The sequence below is a fragment of the Kitasatospora xanthocidica genome (genome assembly GCF_014656195.1).
Classification (GTDB): domain Bacteria; phylum Actinomycetota; class Actinomycetes; order Streptomycetales; family Streptomycetaceae; genus Kitasatospora; species Kitasatospora xanthocidica.
On the sequence record NZ_BNBY01000015.1, the window covers coordinates 1 to 12,786 of the forward strand.

The 12,786-nt window shown below is 72.6% G+C and carries 11 protein-coding genes; 8 read left to right on the top strand and 3 right to left on the bottom strand.

Annotated features, from left to right (window positions below; translation table 11 throughout):
- Positions 1–293: 293 nt before the first annotated feature.
- Positions 294–1,103: an exodeoxyribonuclease III gene (locus IE332_RS24360; protein WP_189920150.1), complete on the bottom strand. Its 810-nt coding sequence runs from the start codon at positions 1,101–1,103 to the stop codon at positions 294–296.
- A 314-nt stretch (positions 1,104–1,417) separates the two neighbouring features.
- Between IE332_RS24360 and IE332_RS24365 the strand changes: the two genes are divergently transcribed.
- Entirely contained in the window at positions 1,418–2,191 is a 774-nt protein-coding gene (locus tag IE332_RS24365; protein ID WP_189920152.1) for a GntR family transcriptional regulator, read from the top strand.
- A 257-nt stretch (positions 2,192–2,448) separates the two neighbouring features.
- Here IE332_RS24365 and IE332_RS24370 read toward each other — a convergent pair whose 3' ends face one another.
- Positions 2,449–3,612: an ROK family protein gene (locus tag IE332_RS24370; protein ID WP_229928875.1), complete on the bottom strand. Its 1,164-nt coding sequence runs from the start codon at positions 3,610–3,612 to the stop codon at positions 2,449–2,451.
- A gap of 482 nt (positions 3,613–4,094) precedes the next feature.
- Complete coding sequence (locus IE332_RS41955) at positions 4,095–5,642, bottom strand: hypothetical protein (RefSeq protein ID WP_189920156.1); 1,548 nt, start codon at positions 5,640–5,642, stop codon at positions 4,095–4,097.
- Positions 5,643–5,984: 342 nt separating this feature from the next.
- Here IE332_RS41955 and paaK point away from each other — a divergent pair, with 342 nt between their 5' ends.
- The 7 genes from paaK (at position 5,985) to IE332_RS24410 (ending at position 12,660) form a co-directional block, all read left to right on the top strand.
- Positions 5,985–7,319, top strand: a complete 1,335-nt coding sequence (paaK, locus tag IE332_RS24380) for a phenylacetate--CoA ligase PaaK (RefSeq protein ID WP_189920158.1) — start codon at positions 5,985–5,987, stop codon at positions 7,317–7,319.
- 265 nt (positions 7,320–7,584) lie between these two features.
- Positions 7,585–8,712: a sugar ABC transporter substrate-binding protein gene (locus IE332_RS24385; protein ID WP_189920161.1), complete on the top strand. Its 1,128-nt coding sequence runs from the start codon at positions 7,585–7,587 to the stop codon at positions 8,710–8,712.
- An 88-nt stretch (positions 8,713–8,800) separates the two neighbouring features.
- Positions 8,801–9,580, top strand: a complete 780-nt coding sequence (locus IE332_RS24390; RefSeq protein WP_373313820.1) for an ATP-binding cassette domain-containing protein — start codon at positions 8,801–8,803, stop codon at positions 9,578–9,580.
- 83 nt (positions 9,581–9,663) lie between these two features.
- Entirely contained in the window at positions 9,664–10,932 is a 1,269-nt protein-coding gene (locus tag IE332_RS24395) for a sugar ABC transporter permease (RefSeq protein WP_189920439.1), read from the top strand.
- A gap of 30 nt (positions 10,933–10,962) precedes the next feature.
- Positions 10,963–11,634 carry a class I SAM-dependent methyltransferase gene (locus tag IE332_RS24400; protein WP_189920165.1) on the top strand — a complete coding sequence of 224 codons (672 nt, stop codon included), beginning with the start codon at positions 10,963–10,965 and terminating at the stop codon, positions 11,632–11,634.
- Positions 11,635–11,763: 129 nt separating this feature from the next.
- Positions 11,764–12,048 carry a hypothetical protein gene (locus tag IE332_RS24405; RefSeq protein WP_189920167.1) on the top strand — a complete coding sequence of 95 codons (285 nt, stop codon included), beginning with the start codon at positions 11,764–11,766 and terminating at the stop codon, positions 12,046–12,048.
- A 159-nt stretch (positions 12,049–12,207) separates the two neighbouring features.
- Positions 12,208–12,660, top strand: coding sequence for a GNAT family N-acetyltransferase (locus IE332_RS24410; RefSeq protein WP_189920168.1), 453 nt, complete (start codon positions 12,208–12,210; stop codon positions 12,658–12,660).
- The last annotated feature ends 126 nt before the right edge of the window (positions 12,661–12,786 follow it).

Here is a 12,786-nt window from a genome sequence, read left to right on the forward strand (position 1 = left end):
GATCGGGGGAGGAGAGTTCGGGGCGCACCCGCAGGGTGTAGCGGGTGCCGGGGGCCAGCGCCCGCACGTGGACGGTGCCGCCCCGGCCGTCCTCGGCCTGTACGGCGACCGGTTCGGTGACCTCGAATCGAGTCGTTTCCCTTGTCGGTGTCCGGCCTGTCGGGTGTGAACTGTGCGACCTCCGCTGTGTGGTCTGCGGTGGGGTGACGGGCGGGCGAGCGCCCTGGTTCTGCACCGGTCGGATGTGGCTGTGACCGAGGGGCCTCACCAGGGCGCGTCATCTTCCGTCAGCGCTAATGGAGTTGGTCGAAGTCGAAGACTGCGGTGACGGGAGCGTGGTCGGACCAGCGCTCGGCATGGGAGGCTGCTCGTTCGACGTAGGCCTCGACGCATTTCTCAGCGAGGTTTCCAGTACAGACAACCAGGTCGATGCGCCAGCCGGAGTCGTTGTCGAAGGCGCGGCCGCGGTAGGACCACCAGGTGTAGGGGCCGGTGCGGTCGGGGTGGAGGGTGCGGACGACGTCGACGTAGCCGGCTTCGTCGTAGACGCGGGAGAGCCAGGCGCGTTCTTCGGGGAGGAAGCCCGCGGACTTCTGGTTGGCCTTCCAGTTCTTGAGGTCTTCGGGGCGGTGGGCGATGTTCCAGTCGCCGCAGACGACGACCTCGCGGCCGTCGGCGGCGGCGCGGGTGCGCAGGGCGGTGAGGTGGACGAGGAATTCCGCCATGAAGCGTTCCTTCTCGTCCTGGCGGTCGGTGCCGACTTCACCGGAGGGGAGGTAGAGGCTGGCGACGGTCAGGCCGGGGAGGTCGATTTCGACATACCTGCCCGAATTGTCGAATTCCTCCGAGCCGAATCCGATGACGGTGCGCTGTGGCTCCGTCCGGGAGAGGACGGCGACGCCGGCGCGGCCCTTGGCGACGGAGGGAGCCCAGACCGCGTGCCAGCCGTCGAGGTCGCGCAGTTCGACGGGCAGCTGCCCGGGCTCGGAGCGCACCTCCTGCAGGCAGATCACGTCCGCCTCGGTGCCGGCCAGCCATTCGACGAAGCCCTTCTTGGCCGCCGCCCGGATTCCGTTCACATTCACACTCGTCACCACGATCACCCGGGCAGCCTACCGACTGGCCGTACCCGACCCGAACCCCGGCGCGCGGTGGTGGGGCCGGTCGCGACGGATTCCGACAGCGACTGACAGGAGCTGTCGTGAACGCGGCATGAATATGTGCGACAGTCGCACCAAGCGACGCCATTGGTCTTGACCATCTTCGGATGGAGCCCCTAGGGTCACTTACTGCAAGGACCTTTAATAAAGAAGGACGGATAAAGGCTCGCTCTCCCACCTGCCGCAACAGCGGACAGCGGGCCCGGGATCCGCCCTCCTTGTCGTAGGGCGGACAGGACAGACAGGTGGAGGCCACGGTGGGGACGACAGGACAGCTTTCAGCGGTGCCGGAGCCGAAGTACTGGCACCTGCGCACCGTGCTGCTGCGAGCCATCGACTCGGAGTTCTCCACCGGTCAGGTGCTGCCCAACGAGCGTGAGCTCTCGGCCCGCTTCGGCGTGGCGCGGGCGACGCTGCGCCAGGCGCTCGACCAGCTGGAGCTGGAGGGCCGCCTGGTGCGACGCCGGGGTATCGGCACCCTGATCGCCGCCCCGCGGGTCGGCGTCCCGGTCAACCGGCAGGAGGAGGGCTGGCCCGGCGCCGCCCGCAGCCAGTCCTGGCGGACGATCGACTGCACCACCGCCCCCGCCACCGCGCAGCTGGCCAAGACCCTGGGCATCGCCGAGGGTGCCACCGTGCACACCGTCCGCCGGGTCCGCCTGGTGGAGGGCACCGCGGTGGCCGGCGAGTCGCTGCACGTCCCGGCCGCGGCGCTGCCGCACCTGCCGGGCTTCCGCGCGGAGAGCGACCGGGCCCGCTCGGTGCTGCGCCAGCTGGAGCGTCTGGAGGTCGACGGCGAGTCGCGCTCGGTCGAGCTCGGTGTCGCCGAGGCCGACGAGGCCGCCCTCCTGGAGCGCCCGCCGGGCACCCCGGTCCTGGTCATGACCACCCAGTACGCCTCGGTCGGCCGCCTGGTGGCGGTGGCCGTGGCCACCTACCGGGCGGACACCTGCAAGCTGACCTTCGGCGAGGCCGGACTGGTCGAGGTCACCCCGGTGGCCGCGAACGCCGAGGTGCGCACCGCTTCCTGAGGCACCGCCTCCTGAGGCAGGCACCGCCTCCTGAAACACCCCTGATCCATTTGCCGGAAACCCTCAGGCCGAGGCCCGGACGCCCGTCGGCGTCCGGGCCTTTGCCGTCTTGCCGTCGAGGGGTGGCGTACGGATGACCGCGGGCGAGGTCCGAGGCCTCGGAGCACGATGCCGCGTTCCGGGCGGACAGAACGGCGCGCGGCCGCGGCGTGGGGGACTGAGCCCCCGCCGCCCCGCCCGTCAGGTCCGGGGGCCCGTCAGGTCCGGGGCGGGTCCACCGCGAACAGCTGCTCCTCGACGTGGTCGAGGGCGACGCGCAGGGCGCCCATCGCCACGACCTCCGAGCCGAGGGCCGCCAGGGCGACCTCGGGGGAGCGCAGGGTGAACTGGGCGAGGCGTTCGCGCAGCGGGTCCAGGACGCCGTCGAGTCCGGCCGCCCAGCCGCCGATGACCACCAGTTGGGGGTCGATGGCCAGGACGAGCGCGGCGACGCCCTGGACGAGGCGGGTGAGGAAGCGGTCCATGGCGACCTTGGCGACCTCGTCGCCCTCCCGGGCCAGCCGCAGGACGCGGGCGACGGCGGCCTCGTCCAGCGGGTTGAGCGGCTTGCCGGTGGTGGACAGCAGGCGCTCGGGGGTGACTTCCTGGCCGAGCAGGTGCAGGGCGCCGATCTCGCCGGCCGCGCCGCCGAAGCCGCGGTGCAGCCGGCCGTTGATGAGGGAGCCGGCGCCCGGGCTGAGGCCGGCCATCACGAAGACCACGTCGTGGGCGCCGACCGCCGAGCCCTGCCAGTGTTCGGCGATGGCGGCGAGGTTGGCGTCGTTCTCGATCAGGACCGGGCAGCGGAAGGAGCGGCGCAGCCGGGCGCCGAGGTCGAGGCCGGTCCAGCCGGGCATCGCGGTGCCGAGCTGGACGGTGCCCTCGCGGTCGACGATGCCGGGGGTGCCGATGCCGACGGCCCAGAGGTTGTCCCGGGAGATGCCGGCCTTGCGCAGCACCTCGGCGACGGCGGTGCGGACGGCGGTGAGCCGCTCCTCGGCCTCCAGGGTCTCGTCGACCGGCTTGAAGTGACTGCCCACCACCTCGCCGGTGAGGTCGGCCAGGATGACCCGAATGTCGTGCACACCGATCTCGATGCCGAGGATGTGCCCGGCTTCGGCGCGGAACCGGAACCAGCGGGCCGGGCGGCCGCGGCGGCCGGTGCCCGGCTGGCCGTCCTCCCTCGGCTGTTCGACCTCGGCGACCAGCCCGGTCTCGACCAGGCCCTCGATCACGCCCTCGACCGTCGGGCGGGAGAGCCCGGTCTCGCCGACGAGCTGAGTGAGGGTCACGGAGTGGCCGTTCCGCAGCGCCCGGAGCGTGACCGCCGCGTTGATCCGCCGCAGCAGTGAGGAGTCTCCTCCGGTGAGCCGATCCGCCAATGCGATGCCCTTCGCCGTTCGCGCGACTGCCCTGGCGCGCGGTGTCGAGTGCGCGGTGCCCACCGAATGGCCCGCGGGGTGCGCCCCCGGATCGCGGCACGGCGGCAGGGGGCCGCCTGCGCGGGGGCCGGAGGACAAGCGGAGCCTACCCGGGGACCGGCCCGGGCGGCGAGGATCCTCGCAGCTCACCCAGGCTTCGGTATCGAAATGGTACGGATCGGGTGGCGGTGCGTGACCCGGGCTTCACCGCGCGGCCACGGACGGTCCTGGCCCGGGCCGCCGGGACGGTGCCGACCAGCGGGAACGCGGGGGCAGCAGCGAGCCGAGGCCGCGCCGGGAGCCGACCGACAGGGCGCCGAGCACGGAACGGACCGCCCCGGCTACGGAAGCGGAGGCGGTCATGGCCCTTGATCGTAGCCAGCCCGGCCGCGTACGTCCCGTCCCCGTCTCAGTCCACCCGGAGTCTCAGCCGACCCGGGGTCTCAGTCCACCCGGGCCGCGAACAGCCGGTGCCCCAGCAGCCCCATCGGGTGTCCGTCCTCCGGCAGGGTGTGGACGGCCTGGCAGCCCGCCGCGGTGAGGGCGGCCTGCCAGTGGTCCGCCGGGTGGGCGGGGAGGTGCTGCCGGGTGTGGCCGGTGATGAGCAGGTCGAGCTGTTCGGCGGTGGGGGCGAGGAGCAGCAGTCGGCCGCCGGGGGCGAGCAGTCGGACGAGCGCCTCGGCCTCCTCCTTCGGGGGCCGGGTCGCGGTGGCGACGACGAGGTCGTAGCGCCCGCGGTCGGGGGTGGCGTGGTGGTCGGCGCTGGGCCGGGGCCGGGCGGCGAGGGCCCGGGCGACGGTGGTGTCGACGCCGTCGGGGTCGAGTTCGAGGACGCGCAGCGGCGTGGGCCGGTCGTGGGCGTCGGCGGTGGCGCGTACCAGGGCGCCGAGGGCGGTGCCGAGGTAGCCGCGGGCGGCGGACCAGCGGACGGGGGCGGCGGCGGGGTGGGGTGCCGCTTCGCCGGTGATCAGCTTGGGCAGGGACAGGGCGCCGCGCCGCACCCGGTCGAGGGCGGCGGCGGGGCCGAGGCCGTCGGCCCAGGCCTCGGTGACCGGGCGCCAGGACTCGCGGACCTCGGCGGCGGCGAGTTCGGGGCCGCCGTGGAAGACCGGGCCCTGGGCTCCGCCGTCGTGTCGGGCTATCAGGCCGTGCCGGGCGAGCGCGTCGAGCCAGCGGGTGACCCGGGGGCGCTGGGCGGGGGTGACCATGGCGGTGGCGAGCAGTTCGGCCGCGGACCAGCCGCGTCCGGCGTCGGTGAGGACTCCCTGCTGCTGGAGGGCGAGCAGCAGGGAGGTGAGCACGGCGCGGTCGAGGCGGGCGCCGAAGTCGCGGAGCTGCGCGGTGGTGACGCCGATGCTGTGCTTCCAGGCGGCGGCCGTGGCGGCTTCGGTGTCGGCGCGCAGTCGGTGGTCGGCGGCTTCGGCGTCGCTGTCGGGGGCGCGGACGTGGGCGAGGACGGCGCCGAGCGCGTCGACGGCGGCGTAGACGTCCTCCTGACGGGGTTCGGGGCCGATGTGCAGGACGAGCCGCAGCGCGCCGAGGTCGTGGTCGGGGAGCCGGGGCTGTCGGCTGAGGTGCCAGAGCAGGGCGGAGGGCAGGCTGAGGTGGGTGATGCGGTCGGCGGCGACGGCGGCGAGCAGGTCGTCGGGCCGCTGCTCGGGGTCGCCGCAGTGGACGGTGCCGCCGGCGAGCAGGGTGGCGAGGGCGAGTTCGACGGCGAGGTCGTTGACGGGGTGGAGCACGGTGTGCCGGATCGGCGGCGGGCCGAGGATGCCGGCCCAGTACCGCAGCCGCTGCTCGGCGGCGCGGGCGGCGGTGGGGGTCAGCGCGGAGTGGCCGGCGACGCGTTCGGCGAGGGCCCGCGGCAGGCCGCCGGGCGGGGAGACGCCGAGCAGCAGTCCGATGCCGCTGATCGCGCGCCCGTCGGCGACGACGGCGGGTCGTTCGCCGAGTTCGCGCAGCGCGCTGACCAGGGCGGGAGTCGTGGGCACGGTGATCACTCCGGGGTGCGGGGGAAACCGCACCACTGAACCACGGGGCCGGGCCGGTGGATCACGCCTACGGGTCAAGCTTCCGTAATGATTTTCATATCGCCTAGCCAAGCGGTTGGGGCGAAGTCGGGGCGAAACCGTCGGAACTCTCCCATTGCGGAGCCCGGTGCGGGGTCGATGGCAGCCCGGTGTGATCCCTTGACACTCGGTTCGGGTACTGGATTACTGGCCCTGACTGCGCCTGACCGAACGATCGGTAGGCACTCTTCGGAGTTCAGGCAGGCCCCCGAAGCCGGGTGACCGCCCACGGCTCCGGAGCGGCCGACCAGCGAAGGAGCGACGATGACCGGCACCGCATCCGTCCCGCGCCGACACCTCGGAGAGCCGATCCCGCCCGGGCTCCTGGACGCCGGCGAGCGGATGGGCCTGGACGAGCTGCGCGCCCACCAGCTCACCCGGCTGCGGGCCACCCTGCGGCACGCGTACGACAACGTCGAGCTCTACCGGCGCAAGTTCGACGTGGCCGGCGTCCGCCCCGAGGACTGCCGCGCCCTGGCGGACCTCGCCCGCTTCCCCTTCACCACCAAGGCCGACCTGCGCGAGGGCTACCCCTTCGGCATGTTCGCCGTCCCGATGGAGCGGGTCCGTCGGATCCACGCCTCCAGCGGCACCACCGGCCTGCCGACCGTCGTCGGCTACACCGAGAACGACCTCTCCCTCTGGGCCGACGTGGTCGCCCGCTCGATTCGCGCGGCCGGCGGCAGACCCGGCCACAAGGTGCACATCGCGTACGGCTACGGGCTGTTCACCGGCGGGCTCGGCGCGCACTACGGCGCGGAGCGGGCCGGCTGCACGGTCATCCCGGCCTCCGGCGGCATGACGGCCCGGCAGGTGCAGTTGATCCGGGACTTCGAGCCCGAGATCATCATGGTCACGCCGTCGTACCTGCTCACCCTGCTCGACGAGTTCGAGAAGCAGGGCGTCGACCCGCGCGGCACCTCGCTCAAGGTGGGCATCTTCGGGGCCGAGCCCTGGACGGAGGAGATGCGGCGGGAGATCGAGGAGCGGATGGACCTGCACGCCGTCGACATCTACGGCCTCTCCGAGGTGATCGGCCCGGGTGTGGCGCAGGAGTGCGTGGAGACCAAGGACGGGCTGCACATCTGGGAGGACCACTTCTACCCGGAGGTCGTCGACCCGTTCACCGACGAGGTGCTGCCGGAGGGGGAGGGCGGGGAACTGCTGTTCACCTCGCTCACCAAGGAGGCGCTGCCGATCATCCGCTACCGCACCCGGGACCTCAGCCGCCTGCTGCCCGGCACGGCGCGGCCCGCCTTCCGGCGGATGGAGAAGGTGACCGGGCGCAGCGACGACATGATCATCCTGCGCGGGGTCAACGTCTTCCCGACCCAGATCGAGGCGATCCTGCTGCGCACCCCGGCGGTCGCGCCGCACTTCCAGCTGCGGCTCACCCGGGAGGGGCGGCTGGACCGGATGACCGTCCGGGTCGAGGCCCGGCCGGACGCGCCCGCCGAGCAGCGGGAGGCGGCGCGGGAGGCGATCGTCCGCGCGGTGAAGGACGGGGTCGGCGTCACCGTCGCGGTCGAGGTGGTGGAGCCGTACACCCTGGAGCGCTCGGTCGGGAAGATCAAGCGGGTGGTGGACGAGCGGGGCTGAGCGCCCGGGCGACACCCCGGAGGGAGACCGGCGACACGCCAAGGGCGAGGCCGGAGGGAGGCCGGAGGCGCACAGCTGTCCGGGGGGGTGATGCCGTGCGCCTCCGACGTCTACAGAAATGTAGACGAACAGCCTCCGGGTCGTCCAGCCCGATGGGGGCCCGGAGGTCCGGGTGCCCCCGTTCGGCGCAGCAAGGATCGTGCGGACGGGCGGAGCTGCGCAGACTCGGATGCGTGGGGGTGGACTCGACAGGAGAGGCATCCTCATGAGCATCCGGCTTCGCCGCGTCCTCGCGGTCACTGCAGTGGTCACCCTCGGCCTGGGCGCCGCGTCCTGCGGCAGCGCCAAGCAGTCCTCCAGCGGCGGATCCTCCGGTGGCGCCTCGGGCGGCGCGAGCGGCAGCGCCGCCGTGGGGGCCGTCCGGATCGGCCTGCTGCTGCCGGAGACCAAGACGACCCGCTACGAGCAGTTCGACCGCCCGCTGATCGAGGCGAAGATCAAGGAGCTGGCACCGCAGGCGCAGATCGACTACTACAACGCCAACCAGGACGCGACGACCCAGCAGACCCAGGTGGACACCGCCCTCACCAAGGGCGACAAGGTGCTGATCCTGGACGCGGTGGACTCCAAGTCGATCCAGTCCTCCGTGCAGAAGGCCCATGACGCGGGCGTCAAGGTGCTCGCCTACGACCGGCTCGCCCAGGGGCCGGTCGACGCGTACGTGTCCTTCGACAACCACAAGGTCGGCGAACTGCAGGGGAAGGCCCTGGTGGACGCGGTGGGCGACAAGGCGAACGCCGGCTCGATCATCATGATCAACGGCTCGCCGACCGACCCCAACGCGGCCGACTTCAAGGCCGGCGCGCACAGCGCGATCGACGGCAAGCTGAAGATCGGCAAGGAGTACGACACCCCGCAGTGGGACCCGAACCAGGCCAACCAGGAGGCCGCGGCGGCGATCACCGCGATCGGCGCGAGCAACGTGGTCGGCGTCTACTCCGCCAACGACGGCATGGCCGCCGGTATCGCCACCGCCCTCAAGGCGGCCGGCCTGAGCGTCCCGCTCACCGGCCAGGACGCCCAACTCGACGCCATCCAGCGGATCCTGGCCGGCACGCAGACCATGACGATCTACAAGCCGTTCAAGCCGGAGACCGACATCGCGGCCCAGATGGCCGTCGCGCTGGCCGCCGGCAAGACCCTCGACTCCACCCTCGCGCCGACGACGGTGACCAACGGCAGCGGCAACAAGGTGCCGGCCAACCTGATCACCCCGATCGTCGTCACCAAGGACAACGTCAAGGACACGGTGGTCAAGGACGGTCTCTACACCGTCGACCAGATCTGCACGCCGGACTACGCCGCCGCCTGCAAGTCCGCCGGCCTCCAGTAGCCGACGCCTTCCCGAAACCGCCGTCCCCCCCTCGAACCCGAACAGGCCCCGCCTCCACGACGGAGGCGGGGCAAGGGAGTTGGTCACTGTGGCAGGTGAGACCGTACTGGCCCTGCGCGGGGTCTCCAAACGGTTCGGCGCCGTCCAGGCGCTCACCGACATCGAACTGGAGGTGCACCGCGGCGAGGTGGTGGCCCTGGTCGGCGACAACGGCGCCGGGAAGTCCACCCTGGTCAAGGCGATCGCCGGGGTGCACCAGCCCGACGAGGGCGTCATCGAGTGGCAGGGCAAGGCGGTGAGCATCCACCGGCCGCAGGACGCCCAGCAGTTGGGCATCGCCACCGTCTACCAGGACCTCGCGCTCTGCGACAACCTCGACGTGGTCGGGAACCTCTTCCTCGGCCGCGAGATCCGCCGCTTCACCATCCTCGACGAGGTCGCGATGGAGAAGCGGTCCCGGCAGCTGCTGGACACCCTGTCCATCCGCATCCCCAGCGTGCGCATCCCGGTCGCCTCGCTCTCCGGCGGTCAGCGCCAGGTCGTCGCGATCGCCCGCGCGCTGATCGGCTCGCCCAAGGTCGTGATGCTGGACGAGCCGACCGCCGCCCTGGGCGTCGAGCAGACCGCCCAGGTGCTCGACCTGGTCGAGCGGCTGCGCGAGCAGGACCACGGCGTGATCCTCATCAGCCACAACATGGCGGACGTGATGGCCGTCGCGGACACCGTCGCGGTGCTGCGCCTCGGACGCAACAACGGCGTCTTCGACAAGCGCTACACCAACCAGGAAGAGATCATCTCGGCCATCACCGGCGCCACGGACAACGCCGTGACCCGCCGGAAGGCCCGCGGCCAGGAGGACTCCCAGTGAGCGAGAACAATCCGGGGGGCGCGCCCGGCGGCGGATCCGGCGGCGAACCCGAGCGCCGCCACGGCCCGCTGCCCGAGGACAGCATGCCCCTGGGCGGCGTCAACGCCCCCGTCCCGGTGGCCCCGGAGGCCACCCCCGCGGTCGACCCGCGGCTGATCGTCCGGCAGGAGGGCATCAAGGGCTACCTGGGCGAGTTCCGCCGCCGGATGAGCAGCGGCGAGCTGGGATCGCTGCCCGTGGTGCTCGCCCTGATCGTGATCTGGGCGGTGTTCGGCAGCCTGAACAGCAGCTTCCTGTCCGCCCAGAACCTCTCCAACCTGTCCCAGCAGATCGTCGGCACCGGCATGATCGCGATCGGCGTGGTCTTCGTGCTGCTGCTCGGCGAGATCGACCTGTCGGTGGGCTCGGTCAGCGGCCTGTGCGCGGCGATCTTCGCCGTCCTGAACGTCACCAACGGCGTCAACCAGTGGCTCGCGCTGATCACCGCCATCGTCGGCGGCGCGGTCGTCGGCGCGATCCACGGCATCTTCTTCGCCAAGGTCGGCGTGCCGGCCTTCGTGGTCACCCTGGCCGGCAACCTCGGCTGGAACGGCCTGATGCTGCAGGTCCTCGGCACCAACGGCACCGTCAACCTGTCCGGCAAGGACATCGTCTCCAGGCTCTACAGCACCATCTACGGCCAGCAGATCGCCGGGTACGGCGTGGCGGCGATCGGCGTCCTGCTGTTCCTGTTCGCCTCGCTGATCGACGCCCGCCGGCGCCAGGTCGCCGGTGTCCCGTCCCGGCCGCTCGCCGACATCGTGCTGCGCACCGTGCTGCTGGCCATCGTCGCCTTCCTGGCCGCCTACACGCTCAACCAGTACAAGGGGCTGCCGCTCGCGCTGCTGATCTTCCTGATCTTCATCGTGGTGCTGGACTTCGTGCTGCGCCGCACCGCGTACGGGCGACAGGTGTTCGCGCTCGGCGGGAACATCGAGGGCGCCCGGCGGGCCGGTATCAACGTGTCCTGGATCCGGATCAGCGTCTTCACCATCTGCTCCACCATGGCGGCCGTCGGCGGCCTGTTCCTGGCGGCGCAGATCCAGTCGGCCAGCCAGACCTCCGGCGGCGGGAACCTGCTGATGAACGCCATCGCGGCGGCCGTCATCGGCGGCACCAGCCTCTTCGGCGGGCGCGGCAAGACCTGGTCGGCGCTGCTCGGTGCGCTGGTGATCGCCTCGATCCAGTCCGGGATGAACATCGAGGGCCTCAGCAACGCCATCCAGTTCATGATCACCGGCGCGGTGCTGCTGGCCGCCGTCGTGGTCGACTCGCTGGCCCGCCGCACCCAGAAGGCCGCCGGGCGCGCCTGAGCACCCCCGACCGGCCCTATGCTGCGGAGCATGCCGAATGAGCTGCGCACTCTTCAACCGGCCGAGGACCTCGCCTTCATCCGGCGCGAGACCGAGCTGAAGTCCGTCCCCTTCGTGCCCGAGATCAGCCTGTACATGGCCGAGGACGCGATCGCCCTCTGGGAGACCACCGAGCGGGCCCGCGGGGAGGACGGACTGCCGCCGCCGTTCTGGGCCTTCGCCTGGGCGGGCGGGGTGGCCGTCAGCCGCTACGTGCTGGACCACCCCGAGCTGGTGGCGGGGCGGACGGTGCTGGACGTCGCGGCCGGGTCCGGGCTGGTCGGCGTCGCCGCCGCGCTGCGCGGGGCGTCCGCCGTGCGGGCGGCCGAGATCGACGGCTACGCGGTGGCCGCGATCGGCCTCAACGCCGAGGCCAACGGGGTGCGGGTGGACGGCGCCCTGGTGGACCTGGTGGACGGCGACGGCGCCCCGGCCGAGGTGGTGCTCGCGGGCGACGTCTTCTACGAGCGGGCCATGGCCGCCCGCTTCCTGCCGTTCCTGGAACGGGCCGCGGCGCGCGGGGCCACGGTCGTCGTGGGCGACCCGGGCCGCGCCTACCTGCCCCGGGAGCGGTTCACGGCGGTCGCGGCGTACCAGGTGCCGGTGGTCGCGGACCTGGAGGACACGGCGGTGAAGACCACCACGGTGTGGAGGCTCGGCTGACGGCGCCTCAGGGGCGGGGGATGGTCAAGGGGTGGTAAACGCTGACGCAAGATCATGCCATGATGGTTACTGACTGGTAATCCGATGATGTCCAGTCAGTGAACCGTGCACCACCGTAAGGAGTCACCCATGCGTCGACGCATCCCCGCCCTCGTCCTGACCGCCGCCCTGGCCGGCGGCGCCCTGGCGACGGTCGCGCAGGTCGCCACCGCCCAGCCGGCGGCCGCCGCCTCGATCACCGTTGACCTCAACCAGATGCGCCAGCAGGTCGCCGACCTGCGCGCCAAGGCCAACCGCCTGGACCGCGAGGGCGAGCGGGACGCCGCGCGCCGCGCCCGCGCCCAGGCCGACGCGCTGCAGCGCCGGATCGACCAGATCGAGAAGTCCGAGCGCGAGAGCGGCCGCCACTTCTGACGGCCGTCGCGCGATCAGGCGCCGCCCGCTTCGCCCCTCCGACGGAGGGCCGGGGCGGGCGGCGCCGTCGTTCCGGGACTCGCTCCCGCCCGAGGGCCGAGCCGTCCAGGGTGTGGAATTCCCGGTGCCGGAGCCGAACCGGCTGCTAGACAGGCCGGCATGACCGACCAGATCGCCCTGCGCCCCGCCACCCCCGACGAGATCCCCGCCCTGCTCGCCCTCTGGGCCCGGGCCGCCAAGGGCGCCAGCATCACGGACGACGAGGCGGGCGTGGCCGCGCTGCTCGCCCGCGACCCGCAGTGTCTGATCGTCGCCACCCCGGCCGACGACCCGGCCGCCCTGCTCGGCACCGTGATCGCCGGCTGGGACGGCTGGCGCTGCCACCTCTACCGCCTCGCCGTCGACCCCGCCCACCGCCGCCGGGGCATCGGCGCCGCCCTGCTGGCGGCCGCCGAGGAACGCTTCGCCGCGCTCGGCGGCCGCCGGGCCGACGCCATGGTGCTGGACGACAACGCGCTCGGCCACCGCACCTGGCAGGCCGCCGGGTACGCGCCGGAGCCGCAGTGGAGCCGCTGGGTCAAGCCGCTGGGCCAGCCGCGGGAGGAGCGCTGAACAGCCGGTGAAAGGCCGGTCGGGAACCGTCGGCCGGGTCCCCGTCCGGACGGCCGCCGAGGGCTGGCGGCCGGTTCCGGGGCGTGGTCCGCTGTGCCCGATGCGTGTGCGAACGGTCACGTTCCG

Coding starts and splice junctions, on each gene's coding strand:
- IE332_RS24395 (WP_189920439.1), top strand. CDS start 9,664: ATGCCCCTGGGCGGCGTCAACGCCCCCGTCCCGGTGGCCCCGGAGGCC.
- IE332_RS24405 (WP_189920167.1), top strand. CDS start 11,764: ATGCGTCGACGCATCCCCGCCCTCGTCCTGACCGCCGCCCTGGCCGGC.
- IE332_RS24385 (WP_189920161.1), top strand. CDS start 7,585: ATGAGCATCCGGCTTCGCCGCGTCCTCGCGGTCACTGCAGTGGTCACC.
- IE332_RS24410 (WP_189920168.1), top strand. CDS start 12,208: ATGACCGACCAGATCGCCCTGCGCCCCGCCACCCCCGACGAGATCCCC.
- paaK (WP_189920158.1), top strand. CDS start 5,985: ATGACCGGCACCGCATCCGTCCCGCGCCGACACCTCGGAGAGCCGATC.
- IE332_RS24400 (WP_189920165.1), top strand. CDS start 10,963: ATGCCGAATGAGCTGCGCACTCTTCAACCGGCCGAGGACCTCGCCTTC.